A 21,486-nucleotide genomic window follows, 5' to 3' on the forward strand; every position below is an offset into this window, starting at 1 on the left:
AACCGGTCGATATGTGAGCGACGGTTCGGGGGAGGACGCTCGCTCACCTATGTGGGGCTTCCCGTCGACCTTCGCTCACATCATGTGAGCGAGGGTTGGCGAAAACCGGGCTATATGTGAGCGAGGGTTGGGGAAAAGCGGCCTATATGTGAGCGGGCGTTAGAAGCCGTGGCTCAGGATGAGGCCCAGGGAGAACAGCACGCTGTAGCCAAGGTTGATCATTCCGGTCTGCTTGAGTACGGGAATGAGGCTCTTGCGCTTGCGGCCGTTGACCATGAGCCAGGCCGGCATGAGGCAGGCGGGGATCAGGAGCAGCACAATCAGCATCCAGGGCCTGGTGGGCGCCAGCACCACCACCAACAGGATGGCGAGGGCCAGCATTAGGACGTAGCTCTCGCGGGCGTGGCGGTCGCCCAGCCGCACGGCCAGTGTCCTCTTGCCCGCCGCCATATCCGTGGGGATGTCGCGCACATTGTTGGCCATCAGCAGGGCGCAGGCGATCAATCCTGTTCCAATGGCGCCGATGACCGCCGGAAGGCTCACTTGCCCGGCCTGCGTGTAGGTGGTGCCCAGCGTTGCCACCAGGCCGAAGAAGACAAACACGAACAGGTCGCCCAGGCCCATGTAGCCGTACGGGTTCTTGCCGCCGGTGTATCCCCAGGCAGCAAGGACGCAGCCAATACCCACCAGGATCAGCCACCAGCTCTGCGTAATGATCACCAGGACCAGGCCGAAAATCATGGCCAGGCCGAACGCACCGAACGCGGCCCATTTGACGTGGTCCGGTCGTGCGGCGCCGGAACCGACCAGCCTGAGCGGACCCACCCGGTCCTCATCGGTGCCGCGGATGCCGTCCGAGTAGTCGTTGGCGTAGTTGACACCGATCTGCAGCAGCAGCGCCACGAGGGCGGCGAGGATGGCATTCAAGAGCCGGAAAGATTGCAGCTCGTAGGCGGCCGCTGTGCCGATCAGCACCGGCGCGATCGCGGCCGGCAGGGTGCGCAGGCGGGCGCCTTGAATCCATTGTGCAGCTGTTGCCACGTTCAGTACCTCGTGTTGTTTCGCGTTGGGGAAGGCAAATGACGGTCAGGGAGGACGTGTCTATTCTCCCTGATGCACCTCGGTGAGCAGCTCGATCATGGCCAGCCGGTCAGGCTTTCCATTGGGGAGCATGATGAGGCCATCCGTGGTCAGCACTGTTTTGGGAGCGAGGGTCCCTAGCGATTCCTGGCAGCGGGCCTTGTAGTCCGCGATGGCTTCCGGGGAACTGTCCTCGACCGCAACATAGGCGGCCACCGCCTGGCCCCACTCACGGGAAGGCACCCCGGCCACGAAAGCCGCCTGGACGCCGTCGAACTTTTCAAGCTCCGCCTGGATGAACGCGGCGGAGGCTTTCACGCCGCCGGTGATGATGACGTCGTCGGCGCGCCCCAACACTGTGAGGGTTCCGTCATCGGCAAGCTCGCCGAGATCGTTGGTGCGGTACCAGCGGGTGCCATCCTCCTCGAAGAATGCCTCGGCGGTCGCGTCGGGGGAGTCCAGGTAACCGGAAGCCACGGTGTCGCCGCCTAGGAGGACCCGGCCGTCGTCGCCGACAATCACCCTGACGCCCTCCAGCGGGCTTCCGTCGTACACGCAACCGCCGCACGTCTCGGCCGAGCCATAGGTAGTCACGACCTTCAGTCCGGCCTCCCTGGCGGCGTCCAGCAGCGCGGCGGGTGCAGGTGCCCCGCCCAGGAGGATGGCGTTGAAACGGCGCAGGGCTGCGAGGGTCTGCGGCGGGGGCGAGTCCAGGAGCCGCTGCAGCTGGGTGGGCACCAAGGACGTGAACCGGATCTTGTCGGTCAGTTCTTCGGCGGCGGCGATGAAGGCCTCCGGAGTGAAGCCATTCGAGAGGTCCATGGCCCACGGACGCGTGCCGGCGAAGAGCGAGCGGACCAACACCTGGACGCCTGCAACGTATTGCAGGGGCAGGGCCAGGAGCCACTGTCCCTCGCCCCGGAGCGCGATGGCAGTGGCCATGGAAGAAGCAGCGAGCTCATCGACCGTAAGGACCGTGGCCTTGGGCGTGCCGGTGGAACCGGAGGTCCGGACCACCACCGCGGCGTCCTCGAAACCGGGCGTTTCAACGGGGACGGCCACCGGGGTGCCGTCTTCCGGGGTGATGATTTCGACGGCGGGTCCCTCGTCGTGGAGGGCGGCGGCCAGGGCTTTGAGAACGGGATCGATGTTCACGGGCGAGTCCTAGAAGTAGTAAGGGAAGTTGGACCAGTCCGGATCGCGCTTCTCGAGGAAGGCTTCCTTGCCCTCCACGGCTTCGTCCGTCATGTAGGCCAGGCGCGTGGCCTCGCCGGCGAACACCTGCTGGCCGGCCAGGCCGTCGTCGGCGAGGTTGAAGGCGAACTTGAGCATGCGGATGGCCTGCGGGGATTGGCGCGCGATGTCCGCGGCATACTCCAGGGCGACTTCCTCGAGCCGCTCATGGTCCACGGCTTCGTTCACTGCACCCATGCGGACCATGTCCTCCGCGGAATATTCACGGGCAAGGAAGAAGATCTCGCGGGCGGCTTTCTGCCCGATCTGGCGGGCGAGCAGCGCCGAGCCGTAGCCGGCGTCGAAACTTCCCACAGTGGCGTCGGTCTGCTTGAACTTGCCGTGCTCGCGGGAGGCGATAGTGAGGTCCGAGACAACGTGCAGTGAGTGCCCGCCCCCGGCGGCCCAGCCGTTCACGACGGCGATGACCACCTTGGGCATGGTCCGCATGAGCCGCTGGACTTCCAGGATGTGCAGGCGGCCGGCCCGGGCAGGGTCGATGCTCTCCTGCGTCTCGCCGTCTGCTGTTTTTTGTACTACGTACCGGTAGCCGTCGCGGCCGCGGATCCGCTGGTCCCCGCCGGAACAGAAGGAATGGCCGCCGTCCTTGGGAGAGGGGCCGTTTCCGGTGAGGAGCACAGTGGCGACATCCGGGGTCATCCGGGCGTGGTCCATGGCGCGGTAAAGCTCGTCAACGGTGCCGGGGCGGAAGGCGTTGCGGACCTCCGGACGGTTGAAGGCGATCCTGACTGTAGGAAGGTCCCTCGCTACTTTGCCGTCTGCGTCCCGCTCGACCTGCCGGTGGTACGTCATGTCCTGGAAGTCGTCGAAACCGGACACGGTACGCCAGCGCGACGGGTCAAAGACGTCGGATACCTTGGCGGGGAAGTCGTTGCTCACCCTCAGAGTCTAGTAATCCCCTTAGCTGATGCAGAACTCGTTGCCTTCGGGATCCGCCATGGTGTGCCATTCGTGCGGCCCTTGCTTGGCCGTCCACAGGTATTTCGCGCCCCGCGCTTCGAGGGCGGCGCGGACCTCGTCCTTGTCCTGTCCGTTCAGGCGCACGTCCCAGTGGACGCGGTTCTTGACGGTCTTGTCCTCCGGAACGGTCTGGAACAGGAAGCGGCGACGCGTGTCTTTGTCCTGGTCTTCTTCCGGACCGATGGCCGCTCCGTCCTTCCACACGAGCTTGCCGTTGTGGATGGTGGTTTCTTCCTCCGTGGCGAAGCCTTGATCCACCATAGACCGGATGAACGCCTCGTCCTGGGGTTCCACGATCCACTCGAGCGTTTCGGCCCACCAATCGGCCAGGTCATGCGGATTCTTGCAGTCGATCACTACCTGAAAGTTCAGTGCCATGGACTGAACCTACGACGACGGCGCGTGGCCGCGGAAGTGCCTAGCGGACAGTTCCAGTCCGGGTTGGTTAGCCGCCCAGGAGTTGCGGCGGGATCGCGTAGATCAGCACGACGGCCAACAGGTTCTTGGCAGCGTGGACGAAGTAGGAGAACATCACGTTCTTTCCGGTCCAGACATAGACGGCCACCAAGACGACGCCCATCCCGAGGTAAGGGGCCAAGGCCGGAAGCACCAGGCCCTCACGTCCCACCACGTGGATGGCGGCGAAACAAACCACGGACAGAACGCAACATAGCCAAATATTGACGCGACGGGACAGCTTGCCGATGAGCAGGTGCCGGAACAGGTATTCCTCGACGAAAGGACCCACCACCACCAGCAAAGGCACCACGAACCAGGCCGGCAGTTGCAGGACCAAGGACTGGAGCCCCAGCTGGTTCTGCGACTCCTTGGCCGAGCCGGTGACTGTTACCAGGATGGCGGTGATCACCAGCATCGCCACGATGGACAACGGAATCATGGCGAGCGTGAACCACGGACGTGTGGCAAGTATCAGGAGGTCCCGGGCTATGACGCGCCACGCAGCCGCAACTGCGAAGAGGCCGACCGAAGCGTAGAAGGCGAGGTTGATGGCGTAGACGGCGGTTGCGGGGTCGGGAAAGACCCGCTGCACGAAAGCCGTCACCGGGGCGGTGGCGAGGCTCAGAACAGCCGCCAATGACACATAGAGTCCGAAAGCCGCAGCGTCCAAGCCCGTGAAACGGTATAGCCTGCCGGCTGGCGGAATGGTGCCCATGTGTCCAGCGTAGCGCCCTGTTTGTTGCCCGCGTCACGCTCCGCCGAAATCACCGGGTACGATGGTTTTGCCGGATTTACCTTCGACGCTTCCGTGTTTTCGCTACTGATTCGACGTGCCAACAGGCCGAAAGTTCGAATTGCCTGTGCCGATGCGCGTGAAGCCAGGGCCGGTATCTCCTCAACCCACAAGGAACAGCTGTGCCTCAAAACACCACAACCGACCTTCAGCGTGAGCCGGGAACCCTGGCTGCGCCCAGTACCGCTACAACTTCCGAAAACCTCAGCGCCGAGGGCTACCAGAAGACCCTGAGCCGCCGCCACGTCACGATGATCGCGATGGGCGGCGCGATCGGCGTCGGCCTCTTCATGGGCGCCGGTGGACGCCTCGCCTCCACCGGGCCGGCCCTGATTTTCTCGTACGCCATCGCCGGCGTCATCGCCTACCTGCTGATGCGGGCCCTCGGCGAACTGATCATGTACCGCCAGACCTCCGGCTCCTTTGTCAGCTACGCCGGTGAAATGTTCGGCAAAAAGGGCGCTTTCCTCTCCGGTTGGATGTATTTCATCAACTGGGCCATGACGGGCATCGCCGAACTCATCGCCATCGGCCTGTATTTCCAGTTCTTCTTCCCGAACGTTCCCGTTGAACTGTCCGCCATCGCCGCACTGGTGCTGCTGGTGGCCGTGAACCTGTTCAGCGTCAAGGCCTTCGGTGAGTTCGAATTCTGGGCTTCCTGCCTCAAGGTTGCCGCGATCCTGATCTTCCTGGCCGTGGGCACCTTCATGGTGGTCACGAACGCGCAAGTCGGCACCGGCCACGCTTCCGTAGGGAATCTCTTCGCTGCCGACGGCGGCATGTTCCCCAAGGGCGGACTGGTGATGATCCTGGTCCTCAACGCTGTGATCTTCGCGTACAACGCCATCGAACTGGTCGGCATCACCGCCGGCGAGATGCAGAACCCGGAACGCGAAGTGCCCAAGGCGATCCGCGCCGTCGTGATCCGCATTGTGGTTTTCTACGTCGGTTCCGTCACCCTGCTGGCGATGCTCCTGCCCTCGGACCAGTACCACGCAGGCACCTCTCCGTTCGTCACGGTCTTCGGCCAGATGGGCTTGCCGTGGATGGGCGACGTCATGAACATGATCGTCATCACCGCCGCGCTGTCCTCATGCAACTCGGGCCTGTACTCGATCGGCCGCATCTTCCGCACCATGGCCAACAATGGACATGCCCCCAAGTGGCTCACCAAGATGTCCACCCGCCACGTGCCGTACGCGGCCATCCTGGCAATCGGCGCCGTGTACCTCGTGGGCATCCTGCTGAACATTTGGCTGGGTGGCTCGCACGCCTTCGACCTCGCGCTGAACACCGCTTCGATCGGTGTCATCTTCACGTGGGGCTCGATCTTCGCGAGCCAGATCGCGCTGCGCAAGAAGAAGGGCAACGTCTCCAGCCTCCCCATGCCGGGTTCGCCGTGGACCAGCTGGGTCGGCCTGGTTGCCCTGTTGGCCATCACCGTCCTGATCGGCATGGACACCATGACGGACAAAGCCACGGGCGAAGTGTTCCTCCTGGGCCTCTGGACCTTGGCCACCATCCCGTTCTTCGCCCTGGTGCTGTGGCTCGGCTGGCAGAAGGTCAAGAACAACGAACCCAAGAGCGAGCTGTTTAGCTAATCCCAGCATCCATTGCTCCCCACCGGCTCCCAGCCTTCGCAAGCTCAGGCCGGGGCCCTCGCCGGCGTGGGCCCCCGTAACTGCCGTTTTGAGCGCTCAGAACGGCAGTTACGGAGCAGTTGATGACCCCTTCAGGTGCTTCGCGAAGTGGTCCTCGATACGCTGCCAGGCTTCCGGGGCCGCAGCCGGATCGGGTTTGATGCCCATCACCCGCATCAATGGCCGCAGCGGCCGGGGCCCGACCGGAACGTCGTTCATGAAGGCGTGGCCCGCCGTCGGGAATTCCTTGACGTCGTGCTCGATCCCGAGTTTCGTCAGCGCGGCCTCCAGCTTCGCCGCCGCTCCCGGCATCGTCCGGTCCTTGCCCCCGTAGTTGGCCACCACCGGGCATGCACCTTCCAAAGCCTGCTCCAGGTGCCGAGGCAATTGGCCATAGTTGACCGATGCGGCGTCGAAGTCGTCATGGGCCGCGAGCAGGGCGAACGCCCCTCCCATGCAGAAGCCGATGACCCCCACTTTTCCGGTGCACCGGGCATCGTTGCGGAGCCAGGACCGCGCCGTGGACACATCCGTGAATGCCCTGCCCGTGCCCGACCCCAGGGAGCGCATGGTCGCCACGAGGCAGCGCCTCGCGCCTCCGTCGCTGTAGAGGTCGACGGCGAGCGTCAAGTAACCGGCCGCGGCGAGCCGGTCCGCGTGGCCGCGCATCACATCGTCGAGCCCGAACGCTTCATGGATAAGTACGACGCCGGGAAACGGCCCCTCACCGTCGGGCTCGGCAAGGTACCCCTGCAGGGCCCGCGAACCCCCTGCCGCCGCACTGTCCGCGCTCAAGTCGATGTGCACCATGGTGCAATCCTGCCAGACCGCGCAAGTGTCTTTGTCGGCGGTCGCAGTTAGGCTCGATGCATGGACCACAGCACCACTCTCAGCCAGCACGTCAACGCCTCCCGGGAGAAAGTGTGGGCCGTCATCTCCGATATTCCGGGCTCGGCCAAGACGCTCTCCGGCGTCAAAGCCATTCAGATGCTTAGCGAGGGACCCTATGGTGAGGGCACGCGGTGGAAGGAAACCCGCGCCATGATGGGCAGGGAGGAAACCGTCGAAATGTACGTTTCCCAGTGCGATCCTCCGCGCGGGACCACGGTCAAGGCCCGGCAGGGCGGTGCGGACTACACCACCCGCTTCACCCTCGAAGAGCGCGACGGCGGGACCGAACTGGCGTTGTTCTTCGGCGCCGAGGTCCTCAAGCCGACTTTCTTCAGCAAGGTCATGATGGTCGCCTTCGGAAAGCTCGGGATGAGCATTACGCGCAAGGCGCTCGCAAAGGATCTCGCGGAGATCGCGGCGAAAGCGGAGGCGCTCTGATGGCGGCGGTCGCCAAGGTGACGGCGCCCCGGATTTCCCCGATCAGGCTTGACGAGCTCCGCGACGATCCATCCCCGGATTTCCGGCGCGGCGAACGGTACGACGGCGTCCGCCTCACCCGTGCCGTAGCCGACGGAGCGGAGCTGAGCGGGGCGGATTTCATCGAGTGTGAATTCAACGGAGTCTCCTTCAACGAAGCCCAGCTGCGCGGCGCGACGTTCCGGGACTGCATCCTGAATGAGCCCTACGCGCCGGTGTTTACCGCTGCACGCACCTCGTGGCGTGAAGTGGAGATCAGCAACCCGCGCTGGGGTTCGGCGGAAATGTACGAGGGAGCCTGGCATTCGGTAAAGATCGACGGCGGCAAGCTGGACTTCCTGAACCTGCGTGGATCCAAACTCACGGACGTCGTGATCACGGGCTGCATCATCAACGAGCTCGATCTCGGGGCCTGCACCGCGACGCGCATGGTGCTCAAGGATTGCACCATCGGGACGCTGGATGTCTCAGGGGCCAAGCTCAAGGACGTGGACCTGCGTGGCTCGGACTTCCGGATGATCAACGGACTTGGTGGACTGTCCGGCGTGGTCATCGATGATTACCAGCTCAGCCTGTTGGCACCCCTTTTGGCCGGACACCTGGGTATCCGGGTGATCTGAGCGGGGCAGCGGCACGCGATGCGGGGAGTTGGCTACGTGACGGTTGATCGCGCGACAGTTGACCGTGGCGCGGCGCCGTGTAATCTTTATAGAACGAACGGTCGGTAAATTATTCGCCGACCCCGCTCCCTTCGCGAAGGATGTTCTCATGGTCGAGGCTTTTCTTGTTGGCGGTGCCCGCACCCCTGTCGGTCGGTATGGCGGTGCGCTTTCCGCGGTCCGGCCTGATGACCTGGCAGCCCTCGTGGTCCGCGAAGCCGTGGCTCGTGCCGGCGTCGACCCCGACTCCATTGATGAAGTCATCCTGGGCAACGCCAATGGCGCCGGTGAGGAAAACCGCAACGTCGCCCGCATGGCAACCCTTCTCGCGGGACTGCCCCTCCACATCCCCGGCATCACGGTCAATCGCCTGTGCGCCTCCGGAATGAGCGCCATCATCATGGCCAGCCACATGATCAAGGCCGGTGCGGCGGACATCGTGGTGGCGGGCGGCGTCGAGTCCATGAGCCGGGCCCCCTGGGTGCAGGAGAAGCCCTCCACTGCCTTCGCCAAGCCTGGGCAGATCTTCGACACATCCATCGGCTGGCGCTTCGCCAACCCCCTGTTCACCAGGGGAGAGCTGTCCCGCGGCGGCAAGATGACCTATTCCATGCCGGAAACTGCCGAGGAAGTCGCCCGGGTGGACGGCATCTCCCGCGAGGATGCCGATGCCTTCGCCGTCCGCTCCCACGAACGCGCCCTTGCTGCCATCGCCGGGGGTCGCTTCAAGGAAGAGATCGTGCCCGTCACCGTGAAGACCCGTAAGGGTGAGACCGTGGTGGACACCGACGAAGGCCCACGCGAGGGAACCACCATGGAGGTCCTCGCCGGGCTCCGTCCAGTGGTTGCCGGCGGATCCGTTGTCACGGCGGGCAACTCCTCCTCGCTCAACGACGGCGCGTCCGCAATCATCGTTGCGTCCGAGGCTGCCATCGAAAAGTTCGGCCTCACCCCGCGGGCGCGCATCATCGACGGCGGCTCGGCCGGCTGTGAACCGGAAATCATGGGCATAGGCCCCGTTCCGGCTTCCCAGAAGATCCTGGCCCGTTCCGGACTCACGGTCGGCGACCTTGGCGCCGTCGAACTCAATGAAGCCTTCTCGACGCAATCGCTCGCGAGCATGCGGCGTCTGGGCCTCGATCCGGACATCGTGAACCTCGACGGCGGCGCGATCTCCCTGGGGCATCCGCTCGGTTCCAGCGGCTCGCGTATCGCTATCACCTTGCTGGGCCGCATGGAACGCGAGCTGGGCGGCGCCGACCGGAAGATCGGCCTCGCGACCATGTGTATCGGCGTCGGGCAGGGCGCCGCCATCCTCCTGGAAGGCATGTAATGGCGTTGAACCCCGAGGAATTCCGAACGTTGCTCATCGAGGAACGCGCGGACCGCGTCACCGTCCTCCTGAACCGGCCCGAGGTCCGCAATGCGATCGACCAGCAGATGGTGGACGAACTCCACAAGGTGTGCGATTACCTTGAGCGCGAGCCGAAAATCCTGATTATTGCCGGCGTCGAAGGCGTCTTTGCGTCAGGTGCGGATATCGGCCAGTTGAGGGAACGCCGCCGCGACGACGCCCTGCGGGGCATCAACTCCACCATCTTCGTGCGGATCGCGAAGCTGCCCATGCCCGTCATCGCGGCCCTGGATGGCTATTGCCTAGGCGGCGGGGCCGAACTCGCCTACGCCGCTGACTTCCGCATCGGCACGCCTAGCCTGCGGATCGGCAACCCGGAAACCGGCCTGGGCATCATGGCCGCAGCCGGGGCCACGTGGCGCCTCAAGGAACTCGTGGGGGAGCCGATCGCCAAGGAAATCCTCATGGCGGGCGCCGTACTCCGTGCCGAGGAAGCCCTTCGCATCAACCTCATCACCCAGATCCATGAAGCGCCCGTGCTCATGGAAGCTGCCCATAACCTTGCCGACCGGATCGGCCGGCAGGATCCCCTGGCCGTTCGCATCACGAAGTCCGTGTTCCACGCTCCGGCCGAGGCGCACCCCGTGATCGACACCCTAGCGCAGGGCATGCTTTTCGAATCGCAAGCCAAGTTCGACCGCATGCAGGCGTTCCTGGACAAGAAGAGCGCCAAGCAATCCAGCGACAACCCAGACAGGACCTGAAAATGACAGCAACGCCCGCCATCCCGCATGTCGTCGGTGTCCTCGGCGGTGGCCGCATGGGCGCCGGCATCGCCCATGCTTTCTTGACCAAGGGCGCCACCGTGATCGTCGTCGAGCGCGACCACGAATCCGCGGCCGGCGCCCAGAGTCGCGTTGCTGACGCGGTGGCCAAGTCCGCCGCCCGTGGCACGCTGACGGAAACCGCCGACGAAGCCTTGGCCCGGTTCAGCACCTCCACCGACTACGACTCCTTCATCCACTGCGGGCTCGTGGTGGAAGCTGTGCCGGAAGACTACGAGCTCAAGGTTGCAGCCCTCAAGGCCGTGGAGGAACACCTCTCCGCGGACGCCTTCCTGGCCTCCAACACTTCGTCCCTTTCGGTGACCGGCCTCGCGTCGCAGCTCCGGCGGCCGGCCAATTTCGTGGGCCTGCACTTCTTCAATCCTGTCCCGGCTTCCACGCTCATCGAAGTGGTCCTGGCCAAGGAGACCTCACCCGAGCTCGCCGCCACGGCGAAAAGCTGGACCGAGGCACTCGGCAAGACCGCCGTCGTCGTCAATGACGTGCCCGGCTTTGCCTCCTCGCGGCTGGGCGTGGCGATCGCACTCGAGGCGATGCGCATGGTTGAAGAAGGCGTGGCCTCCGCGGAGGACATCGACGCCGCCATGGTGCTCGGCTACAAGCACCCCACGGGACCGCTTCGCACCACCGACATCGTGGGCCTGGATGTGCGCCTGGGCATCGCCGAGTACCTGCATTCGACGCTGGGGGAGCGATTCGCCCCGCCGCAGATCCTGCGCGACAAGGTTGCCCGCGGCGAGCTGGGCCGCAAGACCGGCAAGGGTTTCTTCGACTGGACTGACTAGCTTTTTCGGGCCACCCAACTAGTCCCCACCGCCCCCTCGCCTCGCAAGCTCGGCCAGGGAACCCTGGCGGCGTGGGCCCACGCACTTAATGTCGTTTTGAGGCTCGATAACGACAACAACTGCGAGCTACTTGGGCGTCGAACTGCTACTTGGGGGTCCAGCCTCGGTCGAGGAGCACGGCACGGACTTTCGCGACGGCGGACCGTGCGTCGTTCTCCATGTGCCGTTTGGAGATCCTCACCAAGTGCCAGCCGGCACGGGCGAAATCCTCTTCGCGGGCGATGTCCCGGACTATCTGGGCCGGCTCGGAATGCGGCTCGCCGTCGTATTCGACCGCCACACGGTGTTCCGGGTAGGCCAGGTCCGGTTGACGTACGACGCCGGCGCCTAGCTCAGCGGCCACGTTCAGTTGCGGTTCGGGCAGTCCGGCGTTTTCGAGGGCCAGCCGGAGCCGGGTTTCGGGTGCCGAGTCCGAGCCGATCCGTGCCTGTTCGAGGGCCAGGCGTGCCTTCCGGATGCCAGGCGTGCCTTTGTGCCGGTCCAGCATGTCGGCCAGTTGTTCCAATGTTGCGTACGGCTCTGCCCTGCCCTCAAACTCCGGCCGAGGGATCCGCACCAAATGGTCGGCCACGACCGTCAGTTCATCCACACTCATCTTCCGGGACACATCAAGCCACGTCCGGGTGCGGGTGGTGATCAAGAGACCGTCAAGACTGGTGATTTCGTCGTCGAAGAACTGCCCCACATGCCCAACCACCCCGGTTCGTCGAGGAATGGCCATGGTGTCCGGACGCGAAATGTGGATGCGCGGATCATCGCTGCCTGGAAGGAACCCCGGGAACGACCAAAGGGTGAAGGCTGTGGCGTGCGAGGCAGCCGAGAACTCGGTCACCGCAGTGAAAGGCCGGACGAAACGGACGTCCCTGGGCTGCCCCCGGACCAATGCGCGATCCGGAATCCTGATGCCGCGGCTTGGCGAGGGGAGCGATCGGTGCCGCAACCGCCGGAGGCTCACGCCGGCGTCGACCGCTTCTTGAAAGGTGAACGGGGCGCACGCCAGCAGCGTCGGCAAGGGTTGCGGGGTCCTCATCGCCTTATCGTTGCAAATCCTGGAACGCCTTTTTGAGTTATCCACAGGCAATTGCCCCGACACCCCAACTGATCCCCACCGCCCCCTCGCCTCGCAAGCTCGGCCAGGGAACCCTGGCGGCGTGGGCCCACGCACTTGATGTCGTTTACAGCCGCCAAAACGACAACAAATGCGAGCCAGTTGGGTCAGTTAGGCTAACCACGTGACTCTCATTGCACCCGTGACCCTGGATGGCCGCTTCGTAACCTTGGAACCACTCAGCCCCGAGCACCACGACGGCCTTGTGGATGCCGCCAAAGACGGCGAGCTGTGGAATCTTTGGTACACCTCGGTCCCGACGCCGGAGGGCATGGCCGCGGAGATCGACCGTCGGCTCGGGCTGCAGGAGCAAGGATCCATGCTTCCGTTCGCCACCCGGTTGAAGGCGAACGGCAAGCTCATCGGCATGACCACCTACATGAACATCGACGCCGCCACCCCGCGCGTCGAGATTGGTTCCACGTGGAACGCAGCCTCGGCGCACGGCAGCGGCAGCAATCCCGATTCCAAGCTGCTGCTCCTTCGCCACGCTTTCGAAACTCTCGGCTGTCCCGCCGTCGAGTTCCGCACGCACTGGCTCAACCACCAGTCCCGCGAGGCAATCGCACGGTTGGGTGCCAAGCAGGACGGCGTGCTGCGGAACCACTCGCGGACGTTGGACGGGGTGCTCCGCGACACCGTGGTGTTCTCCATCCTCGAACACGAGTGGCCGGCTGTCCGCACAGGCCTTGAGTTCAGGCTCGCGAAGCGGTCCTGAGCGCGCTCCGGCCGCGCCTGGGGCCGCGCGCCTGGGGCGGTTACTTCTTGAGTGCGCTATTGACCGCCGTACGGTAGCCCTGGGAGTAGCCGGCGTCGTTGGGATGGAAGTTTTCCAACGCGAGCTGAGGCGGATCCAGGGGTGATGGCTGGGTGTAGTGGATCCACGGATTGTTGGAACCGATACCGTGCCCGATGAACCGCTCCGTCACGCTTACGTAGCCCACATCCGCGGCGGAAGCGGCGCCGGCGATTGTCGCATTCAATTGGTCAGCCATTCCGTTCAGAGTGGTGGCCAACTCTTTCTGCGCGGGAGGCATCTTGGGGCCGATAGTGAACAAGCGCGGGTAGCCGGTCAGCACGATCTCGGCGTGGGGTGCCTTCTGCCGGATGGACTGGACCATGGCCACGATGTTGCCAGGTAGCGCGGGCAGCGCATTCGCCACGCCCTGCACGGCCGAAGCGCACGCGAGGGCATCGGCGCTGGTGCAGGCCACCGCCACGGCTCCCGTGCCGACGTCGTTGCCGCCAACAGTGACCGAGACTTCAGTAGCGGACCCCAGGGCGATCGCAACAGGGTCGGCTGGCGACAGATTGTCCAGACCTGCCTTGACGGCAAGCGACGTGGCGCCGAAGCAGCCCAGGTTCAGCCCGTTCAAGAGGGCCGCGTAGCTGTCCAGGCTCTGATGGCAGCCCGGCAATGAGCCCGGAGCCGGACTGCTGCCGCCCGTCCCGGCGGCATAGGAATCGCCCAGGGCTACATAGACATCGGTCGGGCTCGCCTGTGCCGGTCCAGTTCCGAGCCCTGCCAGGAGTACGACGGCGGCGACGGCGCCCGCCACGCGGCCAAACCGGCGTCGCGAATTAGCTGCTTGCATGATTGATATCCCCTCGTCTCGATCTGCAGTGCCGCTTGGCGGCGCGGGCTACCCCGGCCCGGCAGTCTTGCGGCCAGACTACGCGAGCTGCGCGCGCACGACTACGAAAACCAAACTAGCCGACAGTTGTTGTCGTTCTGAGCCTTCAAAACGACAACAACTGTCAGTCAGTTGGGTTGGTGGGCGGGAGGGGCCAGGGCGCTGCGGACCGAGGTCCAGGACTTAAGGACCTCTAGCACGTCCGGGTCGCGTTCGGTCAGGACGGCCTGTGCGTAGGATTCCTCAAGCAGCGCATCAACGGAAACGCGGGTGCCGGTAGAAGCGCTGAGGATGGCCGCTTCCACCATGGCCAGGCTCATGATGTTCTGGTGGACCTGGCCCATGGGAGTGCTTCCGGTACGCAGGGCCACCACGAAGTCACGCAATGAACCGGCGATCTCCTGGCCCGGATCCTCCGAACCGGCTTCGGACGGAAGAGGCAGCGAGGACTCAGGATCGTTGTCCCCGTCCCACAGGACAGTCCCGTGTTCGCCGCTGATCCGCCACGCGGCGTTCCAAGAGGTCTCCTGGCCCGGGCTGCACCAGCTTCCGGTGAACACGAAGCGCTCCCCGCCGGTCATTGCGAAGATGGCGGTGGCCCCCGCATCGCCGCGGTACCAGCTCCAGGACGGGTTGTACTCCTCGCAGAACACCGAGACAGGATCCGCGTCGAGCAGGAATCGGGCCATGTCGAACTGATGGATGGCCATGTCCAGGAGCAGTGGGTGGTCCATCGCATCCCGGAAACCCCCGAAATGCGGGCCCTTGAAGAACTCGGCGGAGACAATGCCCACGCTGCCTAAAGAAGCGGCGAGGCGTTTGGCCTCGAAAAGCTGCCTGTTGTACCGGCGCGACTGGCTGACCATGAACAGTTGGCCGCTCAGCTCCGACGCCGCCGCAAGCGAGAGCCCCTGGGCTACCGTCGAGGCCACGGGCTTTTCGCCCAGCACCGGGAGCCCCGCCGCCAGCGCCTCGGTGGTCACTGGATGGTGCGCCACTGGAACGGTGACGTTGATGACTGCTTGGGCGCCGACGTCGGACGCCAACTGCGCGGTCCCGGTGCCCACCGGCAGATCGGGACGCCCGATAGCCGCCGCGCCTGCGCGGGCGGCGTCCAGATCCAGGTCAACGATGCCTGCGAGTTCCACGAGTGGCGACTCCTGCACCGTCCGGAGCCATGCGCGGCCCATGCCCCCGGCGCCGACGACGACGACGCGAAGGGGAGTGCCGTCGTCGGGAATGGTGGCGAAAGGGGTGCTCATGCGTTGGCTCCCTGGTAGCTCTTGCCGTTGAAGAAGTCGTTGGTCTCATAGCGCAGCAGCTCGGGGTAGGCGCGCTCTGGCCGGTCGGTGACTGCCCATTCGACGGCGTTGGAGATGACCCGGCGGACGTCCTTGTGGTGGTAGACCGGGTAGTCCTGGTCGCCGGGGCTGAAGAAGAAGATCTTGCCGTGGCCGCGGCGGAAGGTGCAGCCCGAGCGGAAGACTTCGCCGCCGCTGAAGGAACTGATGAACACGAGTTCCTCCGGGGTGGGGATGTCGAAGAATTCGCCGTACATTTCCTGCTGATCGATCACAATGGGGTGCGGCACGCCCTTCGCGATGGGGTGGGTGGGGTCCACGGTCCAGACCAGTTCGCGGTCCTGCTCACTGCGCCAGCGCAACGTGCACGAGGTGCCCATGAGCTTGGTGAAGATCTTGGACCAGTGCCCGGAGTGCAGGACGATCAGGCCCATCCCGGACAGGACGTGGCGGTGCACGCGCTCGACGATCTCGTCGTCGACATCACCGTGGGACATGTGCCCCCACCACGTGAGGACGTCTGTGATGGCGAGGACTTCCTCGGTGAGGCCGTGCTCCGGCTCGTCGAGGGTGGCGGTGCGGACGCTGGCCTTGTCGCCGAGGTTCTCCTCGATGCCGGCCTTCACGGCCCCGTGCATGCCCTCCGGGTAGAGGTGGGCCACCAGTTCGTCGCGCTTTTCGTGCCGGTTTTCGCTCCACACGGTCACGCGGATTGGTTCAGACATGGTTTCTCCTTTGTTGATGTTGAAGGGCGGTCTACTTGACCGCGCCGCCAGTCGTTCCCGCCGCGATGTACTTCTGCGCCGCGACCAGCAGGATGATGGCAGGGATGGAGGCGAGGACCGCCGTCGCCATGACCGAGCTCCAGTCGTTCACATAGGCGCCGATGTACTGGAAAATTCCCAGGGTCACGGGGCGCACGGCCTCGGTGGTGGTCAGGGTCAGGGCGAACAGGAAGTCGCTCCAGGTGAACAGGAAAGTGAACAGCCCCGCGGTGATGAGCGAGTTCCTGCTCAGTGGCACCACTATGGACCAAAACGCCCTCACATGCCCGGCGCCATCCACGCGCGCCGCCTCGATGACCGACGTCGGCATGCCGTTCATGAAGGCCCGGATGATGAGGATCGCGAAAGGTATGCCGTGCGCGGAGTCGGCCAGGATCAGGCCCGGGATCGAATTGAGCAGGCCAAGATCGTTGTAGGCCGTGTACAGCGCGTTGGCCACGACGATTCCCGGAATCATCTGGCTGATCAGGATCGCGAAGAGGACCACGCCGGCGCCTTTGACCTTGAAATAGGCCAAGGCATACGCCGCCGGCGCGGCGATGGCCAGGCTGAGTACAACGCTGCCCAGCGAGATCACCAGGCTGGTGGCCAGGTTCCCGCCCTGTTCGCTGATGGCCGTGGCGTAGCCGGTGAAGTCCGGCTTGAGCGGCAGCCATGAAGTTTCCAGCGTGGTGCCGTTGGGCTGCAACGAAGCGTTGATCATCCAGTAGACCGGGAACAGCATGATGGCCAGGAAAAAGATGGCCAGGACGGTGTAGCCCCACTTTTTGCGCTCGGGTCCGGAACCGGAGCGCTCCGGTCCGGCGCCTTTCCCGGTGTTCCCTTTCCTGGCGCCTCCTTTCCGGGCGCTCGCCGGCGCCGAGCGGCGGATGGTGATTTTCGTCGTCGTCATGGTTTCCTCACTCATCGACGGACCGCCGGCTGGCACGCAAGTACAGGACCGCGAAGACGAGGGAAATGACCACCAGGACGTTTCCCAGCGCGGCGCCCTCGCCGAATTTGAACTCGTGGAAGGACAGATCGTAGGACTGCGTGGCGATGGTCTGGGTCGAATTCGCCGGGCCACCGTTGGTCAGGCCCAGGATGATGTCCAGCACCTTCAAGGTGTAGACGACGCCGAGCACCAGGACCACGCTCACCACCGGACGCAGCATCGGCCAGGTGATGTGCCGGAACGCCTTCCAGCCGGTGGCGCCATCGAGGGAACCGGCTTCATAGAGCTCATCCGGGATTTCCTGGAGGCCGCCGTAGAGGATGGTCAGGTTGAACGGGATGCCGATCCAGATGTTCACGCCAACTACCGCGATCAGCGCCAGCGAGGTGCTGGTGAGCCATGGAACGCCCGTGTTCACGATGTGCAATTCGCCGAGGAAGCGGTTCAACGCTCCGCTGTCCTTGTCCAGGATCCATCTCCACACCGCGCTGGACACGATGAGCGGAAGCAACCAGGGGAGCAGGAGCAACGAACGGAGGATTCCGTTGAGCGGGAACTTGCGCTGGAAGAAGATCGCCAGCCCCAGCCCGATCACGAACTGCCCCAGGATGGATCCCAGCGTGAACAGCGCGGTGTTCACCAAAGACGTTGAAAACAACGACGACGACAGCACCTTCGCGTAGTTCGCCAACCCCACCCAGGGGGCCTCGCCCGTGAAGAACGTGGCCGTGGTGTAGTCCTGGAAGCTCATCACGATGTTCTTGACCACGGGGTAGCCGAAGAACAGCGCCATGTAGGTCACGGCAGGAACCAGGAACAGCCATTGGAAGAGGCGCTCGCGGCGTTTGCGGTTGCGCCTGCGGGGTGACGGGCTTGCTTCCCGGGCACGGACGCTGTCTGACCCGGGTTTGGCCCGCTGGTTGGCGCGCGACCTGGCCTGCTGGTTGGCTTGCGACGAATCTGTTGTGAGGGACATGTCCAGCCGCTTACTGGCCTTGGGCTTGCTTGAGGGCGTCGGCCGGGGAGGCCTTGCCCGTCAGTGCGGTCTGGATAGCGGTGTAGATTTTGGTCGCTTGTGCCGGCCATCCTTCTCCGAGTTCGCCGGTGCGGGCACGGGCTGTCTTGATGAGGTCGGTGAAGGTGGCGAGCTTGGGGTTGTCGGTGGCGAACTTTGCGGCCAGCGAGGTCTTGGACGGGATGGTGTTGCGGACCTTGGCCATGGCCAGCTGGTTTTCGTCGCTGTTCATGCAGGCCACCACTTCCGCGGCCTTGGTCTGATGGGCCTTATTGCCCGTCTGCGGAACGGTCCACACTTCGCCGCCAAGCGGGGCAACGGCTGTCTGGCTGGCGTCGCGGACCGGAATCTTCACGACGCCGTATTTCAGCGCGGTGTTCTTGTCGAGCGCCGGGATCTGCCAGGGGCCGTTGACCATCATGGCTGCCTTGCCTGCCATGAACTGGTCCTTGACGTCTGCCTGGGTCCAGTTCAGCGCCGAGGAGGACACGGATCCGTCCTTGACGAGGTCGGTCCAGAGCTGGAGGGCCTGGGCTGTCGCTGGGGTGTCGATGTTCTTCTCGTCGCCTCCGTTGGACCACATGACAGGAAGGAACTGCCATGTGCCCTCGTAGGTCGGGTTGGCGTTGAAGGCCAGGCCATACTGCTCGCCTGAGGTGAGCTTGGTGGCCGCCGTCTTCAGCTCGTCCCACGTGGTGGGCGGGGTGACTCCGGCCTTGGCCAGAATGTCCTTGTTGTAGAAGAGCGCGATCGTGTTCACGGTGGGGGCGAGCCCGTACACCTTGTCTTTGTAGGTGCCTGCACTCAGGACCCCGGGCGCGAAATCGGCGGTGCTGATGTTGAAATCGGACAGTGGAGCCAGCGCTCCGGTAGCGGCAATCTGTTGCAGGTCCGGATTGTCGAGCATGAGTACATCCGGAAGCGTCTTCGAAGAGGACTGCTGGAGCACCTTGGAGATCAAGGACTTGCCCGGCACGGTCTCTCGTTTGATCGTGACGCCTGCCTTGGTGCCGCAGGCGGTCAGGGCGTCGCCGATGAAGGACTTGTCCGGCTCGTTGTTGTAGTAGTCCATCACGGAGATTTCCTTCACGGCATCCGTGGAGGAGGCGGAGGTAGTGGTGCCGCAGCCCGAGATGGCGAGCGGGAGGCCGACGAGAGCGGCCACGGCCAGGGCGAGCGGGCGGCGTGTCCTGATAGCTGACTTCATTGTCTGTTCCTTTGTTGGTAGGAAAGGGAATGGTGCGTTTGTTGAGGGGAAGCGAATCGAATCGAATTATCGATGCGTATCGACGATGGTGAAACGAAAGGTGAAATGAAAGGAGGTGGTGAAATGTAGGAGGTCGAGCTGAAACGAAGGAGCAGGCCCGGTGGATCAGGGGTGGCGATTCACTGTGGGCGGAGCGTGCTGGAACGGTGCGTGATGACCGTGGGCACCAACTCCAGGGATTCGTGTGGTCCCTGGGAGTCGGATTCGAGGAGCTGGCACATGATTTTGACGGCCCGGCGAGATACTTCCGCCGGGCGCAGATCGATGGTGGAAAGCGGAATGGGTTGGAGCTCGGCAAGCGTGGGGGAGGCGCTGCCGATTACTGAAACGTCCAGTCCCAGGGTCAGGCCACGACCGCTCAAGTCGCGGCGCAGAATGTCCTGGATGGTGCGATCCGGCACGATGAAGGCAGGCTTGCCGGTGGTGCTGGCGAGGGCCTTGTCCACCGATTCGGAAATGGTGGCGCGGTCCGTCCCGCCGGGAAGATGGAGCACGGTTACGCCTAGGGCTTTGGCCGCGACATCCGTGCCGTGCAAGAACCGGTCGACGTAGTTCACATGCCGGTCCATCACGGCGGGCTGCCAATCAATGACGGAAATTACAGAGTGGCCTGCGGCCGCAAGATCCCGGACGCAGTGCTCCCCGGCCATTTCGAAGTCGGCGTCGATGCAGACCAGCCCGGACGGATCGCGGGGGATACCGATGAGCACCACGGGGACGTGCAGGCTGCGGGCCACAGGGAGGCGCTCGTCCTCGTCCTCAACCTGCATGAGGATCAGGCCGTCGCAGATTTGCTGCCCGACGACGCGGCGCAGTCCGGCGGCCCCTTCGTCGTCGGTGACGAGGAGAATGTCGTGGTCGAATTGCCGGGCGGTGCTGGCAATGACCGAGACGAATTCCATGATCGATCCCATTTCCAGCTCCGGGATGAACGGAATAACCAGGCCGATGACCCGGGTTTTGCGGCTTGCCAAGGCCCTGGCGCCTGCATTGGGCTGGTATGTCAACTGCTCTATGGCGGCCTCGACCTTTTTCCGGGTCTTCTCGGAAATGGGCCGCTTGCCGCTGAGCACATACGAAACGGTGCTTTGGGCTACGCCGGCAGCCTGGGCGACATCCTTGCTAGTGGGCACGATCCAGGCCTCCTTGCCGGGTCCGGTGGTCTTGATCTGATGTGTGGTTCTGTGTCATCGATACGCATCGTCGATGCGTATCGAAGAAAAGTATGACATGGGTCACGTAAAGAACACAAGACCCAACTCCCGCCTTTCTTCCCAACCCTCGCTCACATATCTCGCCTTTCTTCCCAACCCTCGCTCACATATCTGGGCCTTCTCGGAAACCCTCGCTCACATATGGCGCCGTGTGGTTAGCTGTCCGGTATGGATGGGATCTCAACCGCCGCCAAGCAGCGGGGCGTCCATTGGGACGGTGCGGTGAACGCCTGGCACATCGCCGGGGGCGTGTATCGGATGGGTCGGCGGGAATGGCTCACCGACGCCGGCTGGCGGCAAATGTACGACGCCGGCATCCGCACCGTGATCGACTTGCGGACCCTTCGCGAGCAGCAGCCGAGGGAGGTCGATCCCGAGGTTTCCGCGGAGGCGACTTCACGCTTCGACATCGTCCATTGCCCCACCGAGGACCCGGAGGACAAAGAGTTCACCGAGCGCTTTGGCCCTTACCTGAAGGACCCTGCACACTACGCCGACTATGTGCGGCTCTTCCCGGACAAGCTCGCCGCGGTTTTCAAAGCCATCGCCGCGGCACCCGGCGGGGTGGTGGTGCACTGCGCGGCCGGGCGCGACCGTAGTGGGATCATCGCCGTGATGCTGCAGAACCTGGCAGGAGCCAACGACGAGGAAATCGTTCGGGGTTACCAGCAGGGAATGCGAGGAATCAATGAGCGCCATCGCCACCACCGCGCCCCGCACGCCCACGATCCCTTTCTCGAGGAAGACGCACTGGAGGCCATGCTGGCCGAACGCAGCGTGAGCCTCTTGGAATTCGCGCACTCCCTGGACGCGCTTGCCTTCCTGGGAACGAACGGGGTCTCCGAGGCCGAAATCGCAGCCATCCGCGCGAAGCTCAACGCTCCGGCGCAGTAGAAGGCACGGTAGAAACAGGGACGACCACGCGCCGTCGTGACCTTCTTTGAATTCGGAAAGCGCTTACGACGCGGCGA

22 protein-coding genes are annotated in these 21,486 nt (G+C 64.2%); 8 read left to right on the top strand and 14 right to left on the bottom strand.

Annotated elements, in window-relative coordinates; all coding sequences use genetic code 11:
* Window positions 1-159: 159 nt before the first annotated feature.
* The 5 genes from ACFVTG_RS03590 to ACFVTG_RS03610 form a co-directional block, all read right to left on the bottom strand.
* Window positions 160-1,041 carry a 1,4-dihydroxy-2-naphthoate polyprenyltransferase gene (locus ACFVTG_RS03590; protein ID WP_390278029.1) on the bottom strand — a complete coding sequence of 294 codons (882 nt, stop codon included), beginning with the start codon at window positions 1,039-1,041 and terminating at the stop codon, window positions 160-162.
* A gap of 60 nt (window positions 1,042-1,101) precedes the next feature.
* Window positions 1,102-2,235, bottom strand: coding sequence for an AMP-binding protein (locus ACFVTG_RS03595; protein WP_390278031.1), 1,134 nt, complete (start codon window positions 2,233-2,235; stop codon window positions 1,102-1,104).
* Between the two features lie 9 nt (window positions 2,236-2,244).
* Complete coding sequence (locus tag ACFVTG_RS03600; RefSeq protein ID WP_390278033.1) at window positions 2,245-3,213, bottom strand: 1,4-dihydroxy-2-naphthoyl-CoA synthase; 969 nt, start codon at window positions 3,211-3,213, stop codon at window positions 2,245-2,247.
* 21 nt (window positions 3,214-3,234) lie between these two features.
* Complete coding sequence (locus ACFVTG_RS03605; RefSeq protein WP_390278036.1) at window positions 3,235-3,672, bottom strand: VOC family protein; 438 nt, start codon at window positions 3,670-3,672, stop codon at window positions 3,235-3,237.
* A gap of 67 nt (window positions 3,673-3,739) precedes the next feature.
* Window positions 3,740-4,468 (bottom strand): CPBP family intramembrane glutamic endopeptidase, encoded by a 729-nt coding sequence (locus ACFVTG_RS03610; protein WP_390278038.1) that lies wholly within the window; start codon window positions 4,466-4,468, stop codon window positions 3,740-3,742.
* Between the two features lie 200 nt (window positions 4,469-4,668).
* Here ACFVTG_RS03610 and ACFVTG_RS03615 point away from each other — a divergent pair, with 200 nt between their 5' ends.
* Complete coding sequence (locus ACFVTG_RS03615; protein WP_390278040.1) at window positions 4,669-6,147, top strand: amino acid permease; 1,479 nt, start codon at window positions 4,669-4,671, stop codon at window positions 6,145-6,147.
* 108 nt (window positions 6,148-6,255) lie between these two features.
* Here the strand turns inward: ACFVTG_RS03615 and ACFVTG_RS03620 are convergent, their stop codons facing one another.
* On the bottom strand, window positions 6,256-6,996 hold the full coding sequence (locus ACFVTG_RS03620; RefSeq protein ID WP_284753793.1) for a dienelactone hydrolase family protein: 741 nt from the start codon (window positions 6,994-6,996) through the stop codon (window positions 6,256-6,258).
* A gap of 60 nt (window positions 6,997-7,056) precedes the next feature.
* On the opposite strand from ACFVTG_RS03620, the gene ACFVTG_RS03625 reads away from it, so the two are divergent.
* The 5 genes from ACFVTG_RS03625 (at window position 7,057) to ACFVTG_RS03645 (ending at window position 11,197) form a co-directional block, all read left to right on the top strand.
* Window positions 7,057-7,515, top strand: a complete 459-nt coding sequence (locus ACFVTG_RS03625) for an SRPBCC family protein (RefSeq protein WP_390278042.1) — start codon at window positions 7,057-7,059, stop codon at window positions 7,513-7,515.
* Window positions 7,515-8,174: a pentapeptide repeat-containing protein gene (locus ACFVTG_RS03630; RefSeq protein ID WP_390278044.1), complete on the top strand. Its 660-nt coding sequence runs from the start codon at window positions 7,515-7,517 to the stop codon at window positions 8,172-8,174. The genes ACFVTG_RS03625 and ACFVTG_RS03630 overlap by 1 nt, the downstream gene beginning before the upstream one ends.
* Window positions 8,175-8,322: 148 nt before the next feature.
* On the top strand, window positions 8,323-9,546 hold the full coding sequence (locus ACFVTG_RS03635; protein WP_390278046.1) for a thiolase family protein: 1,224 nt from the start codon (window positions 8,323-8,325) through the stop codon (window positions 9,544-9,546).
* Complete coding sequence (locus ACFVTG_RS03640) at window positions 9,546-10,331, top strand: enoyl-CoA hydratase/isomerase family protein (RefSeq protein WP_390278048.1); 786 nt, start codon at window positions 9,546-9,548, stop codon at window positions 10,329-10,331. The genes ACFVTG_RS03635 and ACFVTG_RS03640 overlap by 1 nt, the downstream gene beginning before the upstream one ends.
* A 2-nt stretch (window positions 10,332-10,333) precedes the next feature.
* Window positions 10,334-11,197 carry a 3-hydroxyacyl-CoA dehydrogenase family protein gene (locus ACFVTG_RS03645; protein WP_390278050.1) on the top strand — a complete coding sequence of 288 codons (864 nt, stop codon included), beginning with the start codon at window positions 10,334-10,336 and terminating at the stop codon, window positions 11,195-11,197.
* Between the two features lie 145 nt (window positions 11,198-11,342).
* On the opposite strand, the gene ACFVTG_RS03650 is transcribed toward ACFVTG_RS03645, so the two are convergent.
* Complete coding sequence (locus ACFVTG_RS03650; RefSeq protein WP_390278052.1) at window positions 11,343-12,287, bottom strand: endonuclease domain-containing protein; 945 nt, start codon at window positions 12,285-12,287, stop codon at window positions 11,343-11,345.
* 202 nt (window positions 12,288-12,489) lie between these two features.
* Here ACFVTG_RS03650 and ACFVTG_RS03655 point away from each other — a divergent pair, with 202 nt between their 5' ends.
* Window positions 12,490-13,083, top strand: a complete 594-nt coding sequence (locus tag ACFVTG_RS03655; RefSeq protein ID WP_390278054.1) for a GNAT family N-acetyltransferase — start codon at window positions 12,490-12,492, stop codon at window positions 13,081-13,083.
* 40 nt (window positions 13,084-13,123) lie between these two features.
* Here ACFVTG_RS03655 and ACFVTG_RS03660 read toward each other — a convergent pair whose 3' ends face one another.
* The 7 genes from ACFVTG_RS03660 to ACFVTG_RS03690 form a co-directional block, all read right to left on the bottom strand.
* On the bottom strand, window positions 13,124-13,960 hold the full coding sequence (locus ACFVTG_RS03660; protein ID WP_390278056.1) for an SGNH/GDSL hydrolase family protein: 837 nt from the start codon (window positions 13,958-13,960) through the stop codon (window positions 13,124-13,126).
* A 167-nt stretch (window positions 13,961-14,127) separates the two neighbouring features.
* The gene (locus ACFVTG_RS03665; protein ID WP_390278058.1) at window positions 14,128-15,261 is read right to left on the bottom strand and encodes a Gfo/Idh/MocA family protein; all 1,134 of its coding nucleotides are present in this window, start codon (window positions 15,259-15,261) and stop codon (window positions 14,128-14,130) included.
* Complete coding sequence (locus ACFVTG_RS03670; protein WP_390278060.1) at window positions 15,258-16,025, bottom strand: ThuA domain-containing protein; 768 nt, start codon at window positions 16,023-16,025, stop codon at window positions 15,258-15,260. The genes ACFVTG_RS03665 and ACFVTG_RS03670 overlap by 4 nt, the downstream gene beginning before the upstream one ends.
* A gap of 31 nt (window positions 16,026-16,056) precedes the next feature.
* Window positions 16,057-16,809 (bottom strand): carbohydrate ABC transporter permease, encoded by a 753-nt coding sequence (locus tag ACFVTG_RS03675; RefSeq protein ID WP_284754176.1) that lies wholly within the window; start codon window positions 16,807-16,809, stop codon window positions 16,057-16,059.
* Between the two features lie 175 nt (window positions 16,810-16,984).
* Complete coding sequence (locus tag ACFVTG_RS03680) at window positions 16,985-17,995, bottom strand: carbohydrate ABC transporter permease (protein WP_390278062.1); 1,011 nt, start codon at window positions 17,993-17,995, stop codon at window positions 16,985-16,987.
* Window positions 17,996-18,005: 10 nt separating this feature from the next.
* Window positions 18,006-19,241 (bottom strand): extracellular solute-binding protein, encoded by a 1,236-nt coding sequence (locus tag ACFVTG_RS03685; RefSeq protein WP_390278064.1) that lies wholly within the window; start codon window positions 19,239-19,241, stop codon window positions 18,006-18,008.
* Between the two features lie 179 nt (window positions 19,242-19,420).
* Window positions 19,421-20,434, bottom strand: a complete 1,014-nt coding sequence (locus ACFVTG_RS03690) for a LacI family DNA-binding transcriptional regulator (RefSeq protein ID WP_390278066.1) — start codon at window positions 20,432-20,434, stop codon at window positions 19,421-19,423.
* 249 nt (window positions 20,435-20,683) lie between these two features.
* Here ACFVTG_RS03690 and ACFVTG_RS03695 point away from each other — a divergent pair, with 249 nt between their 5' ends.
* The gene (locus tag ACFVTG_RS03695; protein ID WP_390278068.1) at window positions 20,684-21,409 is read left to right on the top strand and encodes a tyrosine-protein phosphatase; all 726 of its coding nucleotides are present in this window, start codon (window positions 20,684-20,686) and stop codon (window positions 21,407-21,409) included.
* Window positions 21,410-21,486: the final 77 nt, after the last annotated feature.

This window comes from Arthrobacter sp. NPDC058127, assembly GCF_042884555.1.
Classification (GTDB): Bacteria; Actinomycetota; Actinomycetes; order Actinomycetales; family Micrococcaceae; genus Arthrobacter.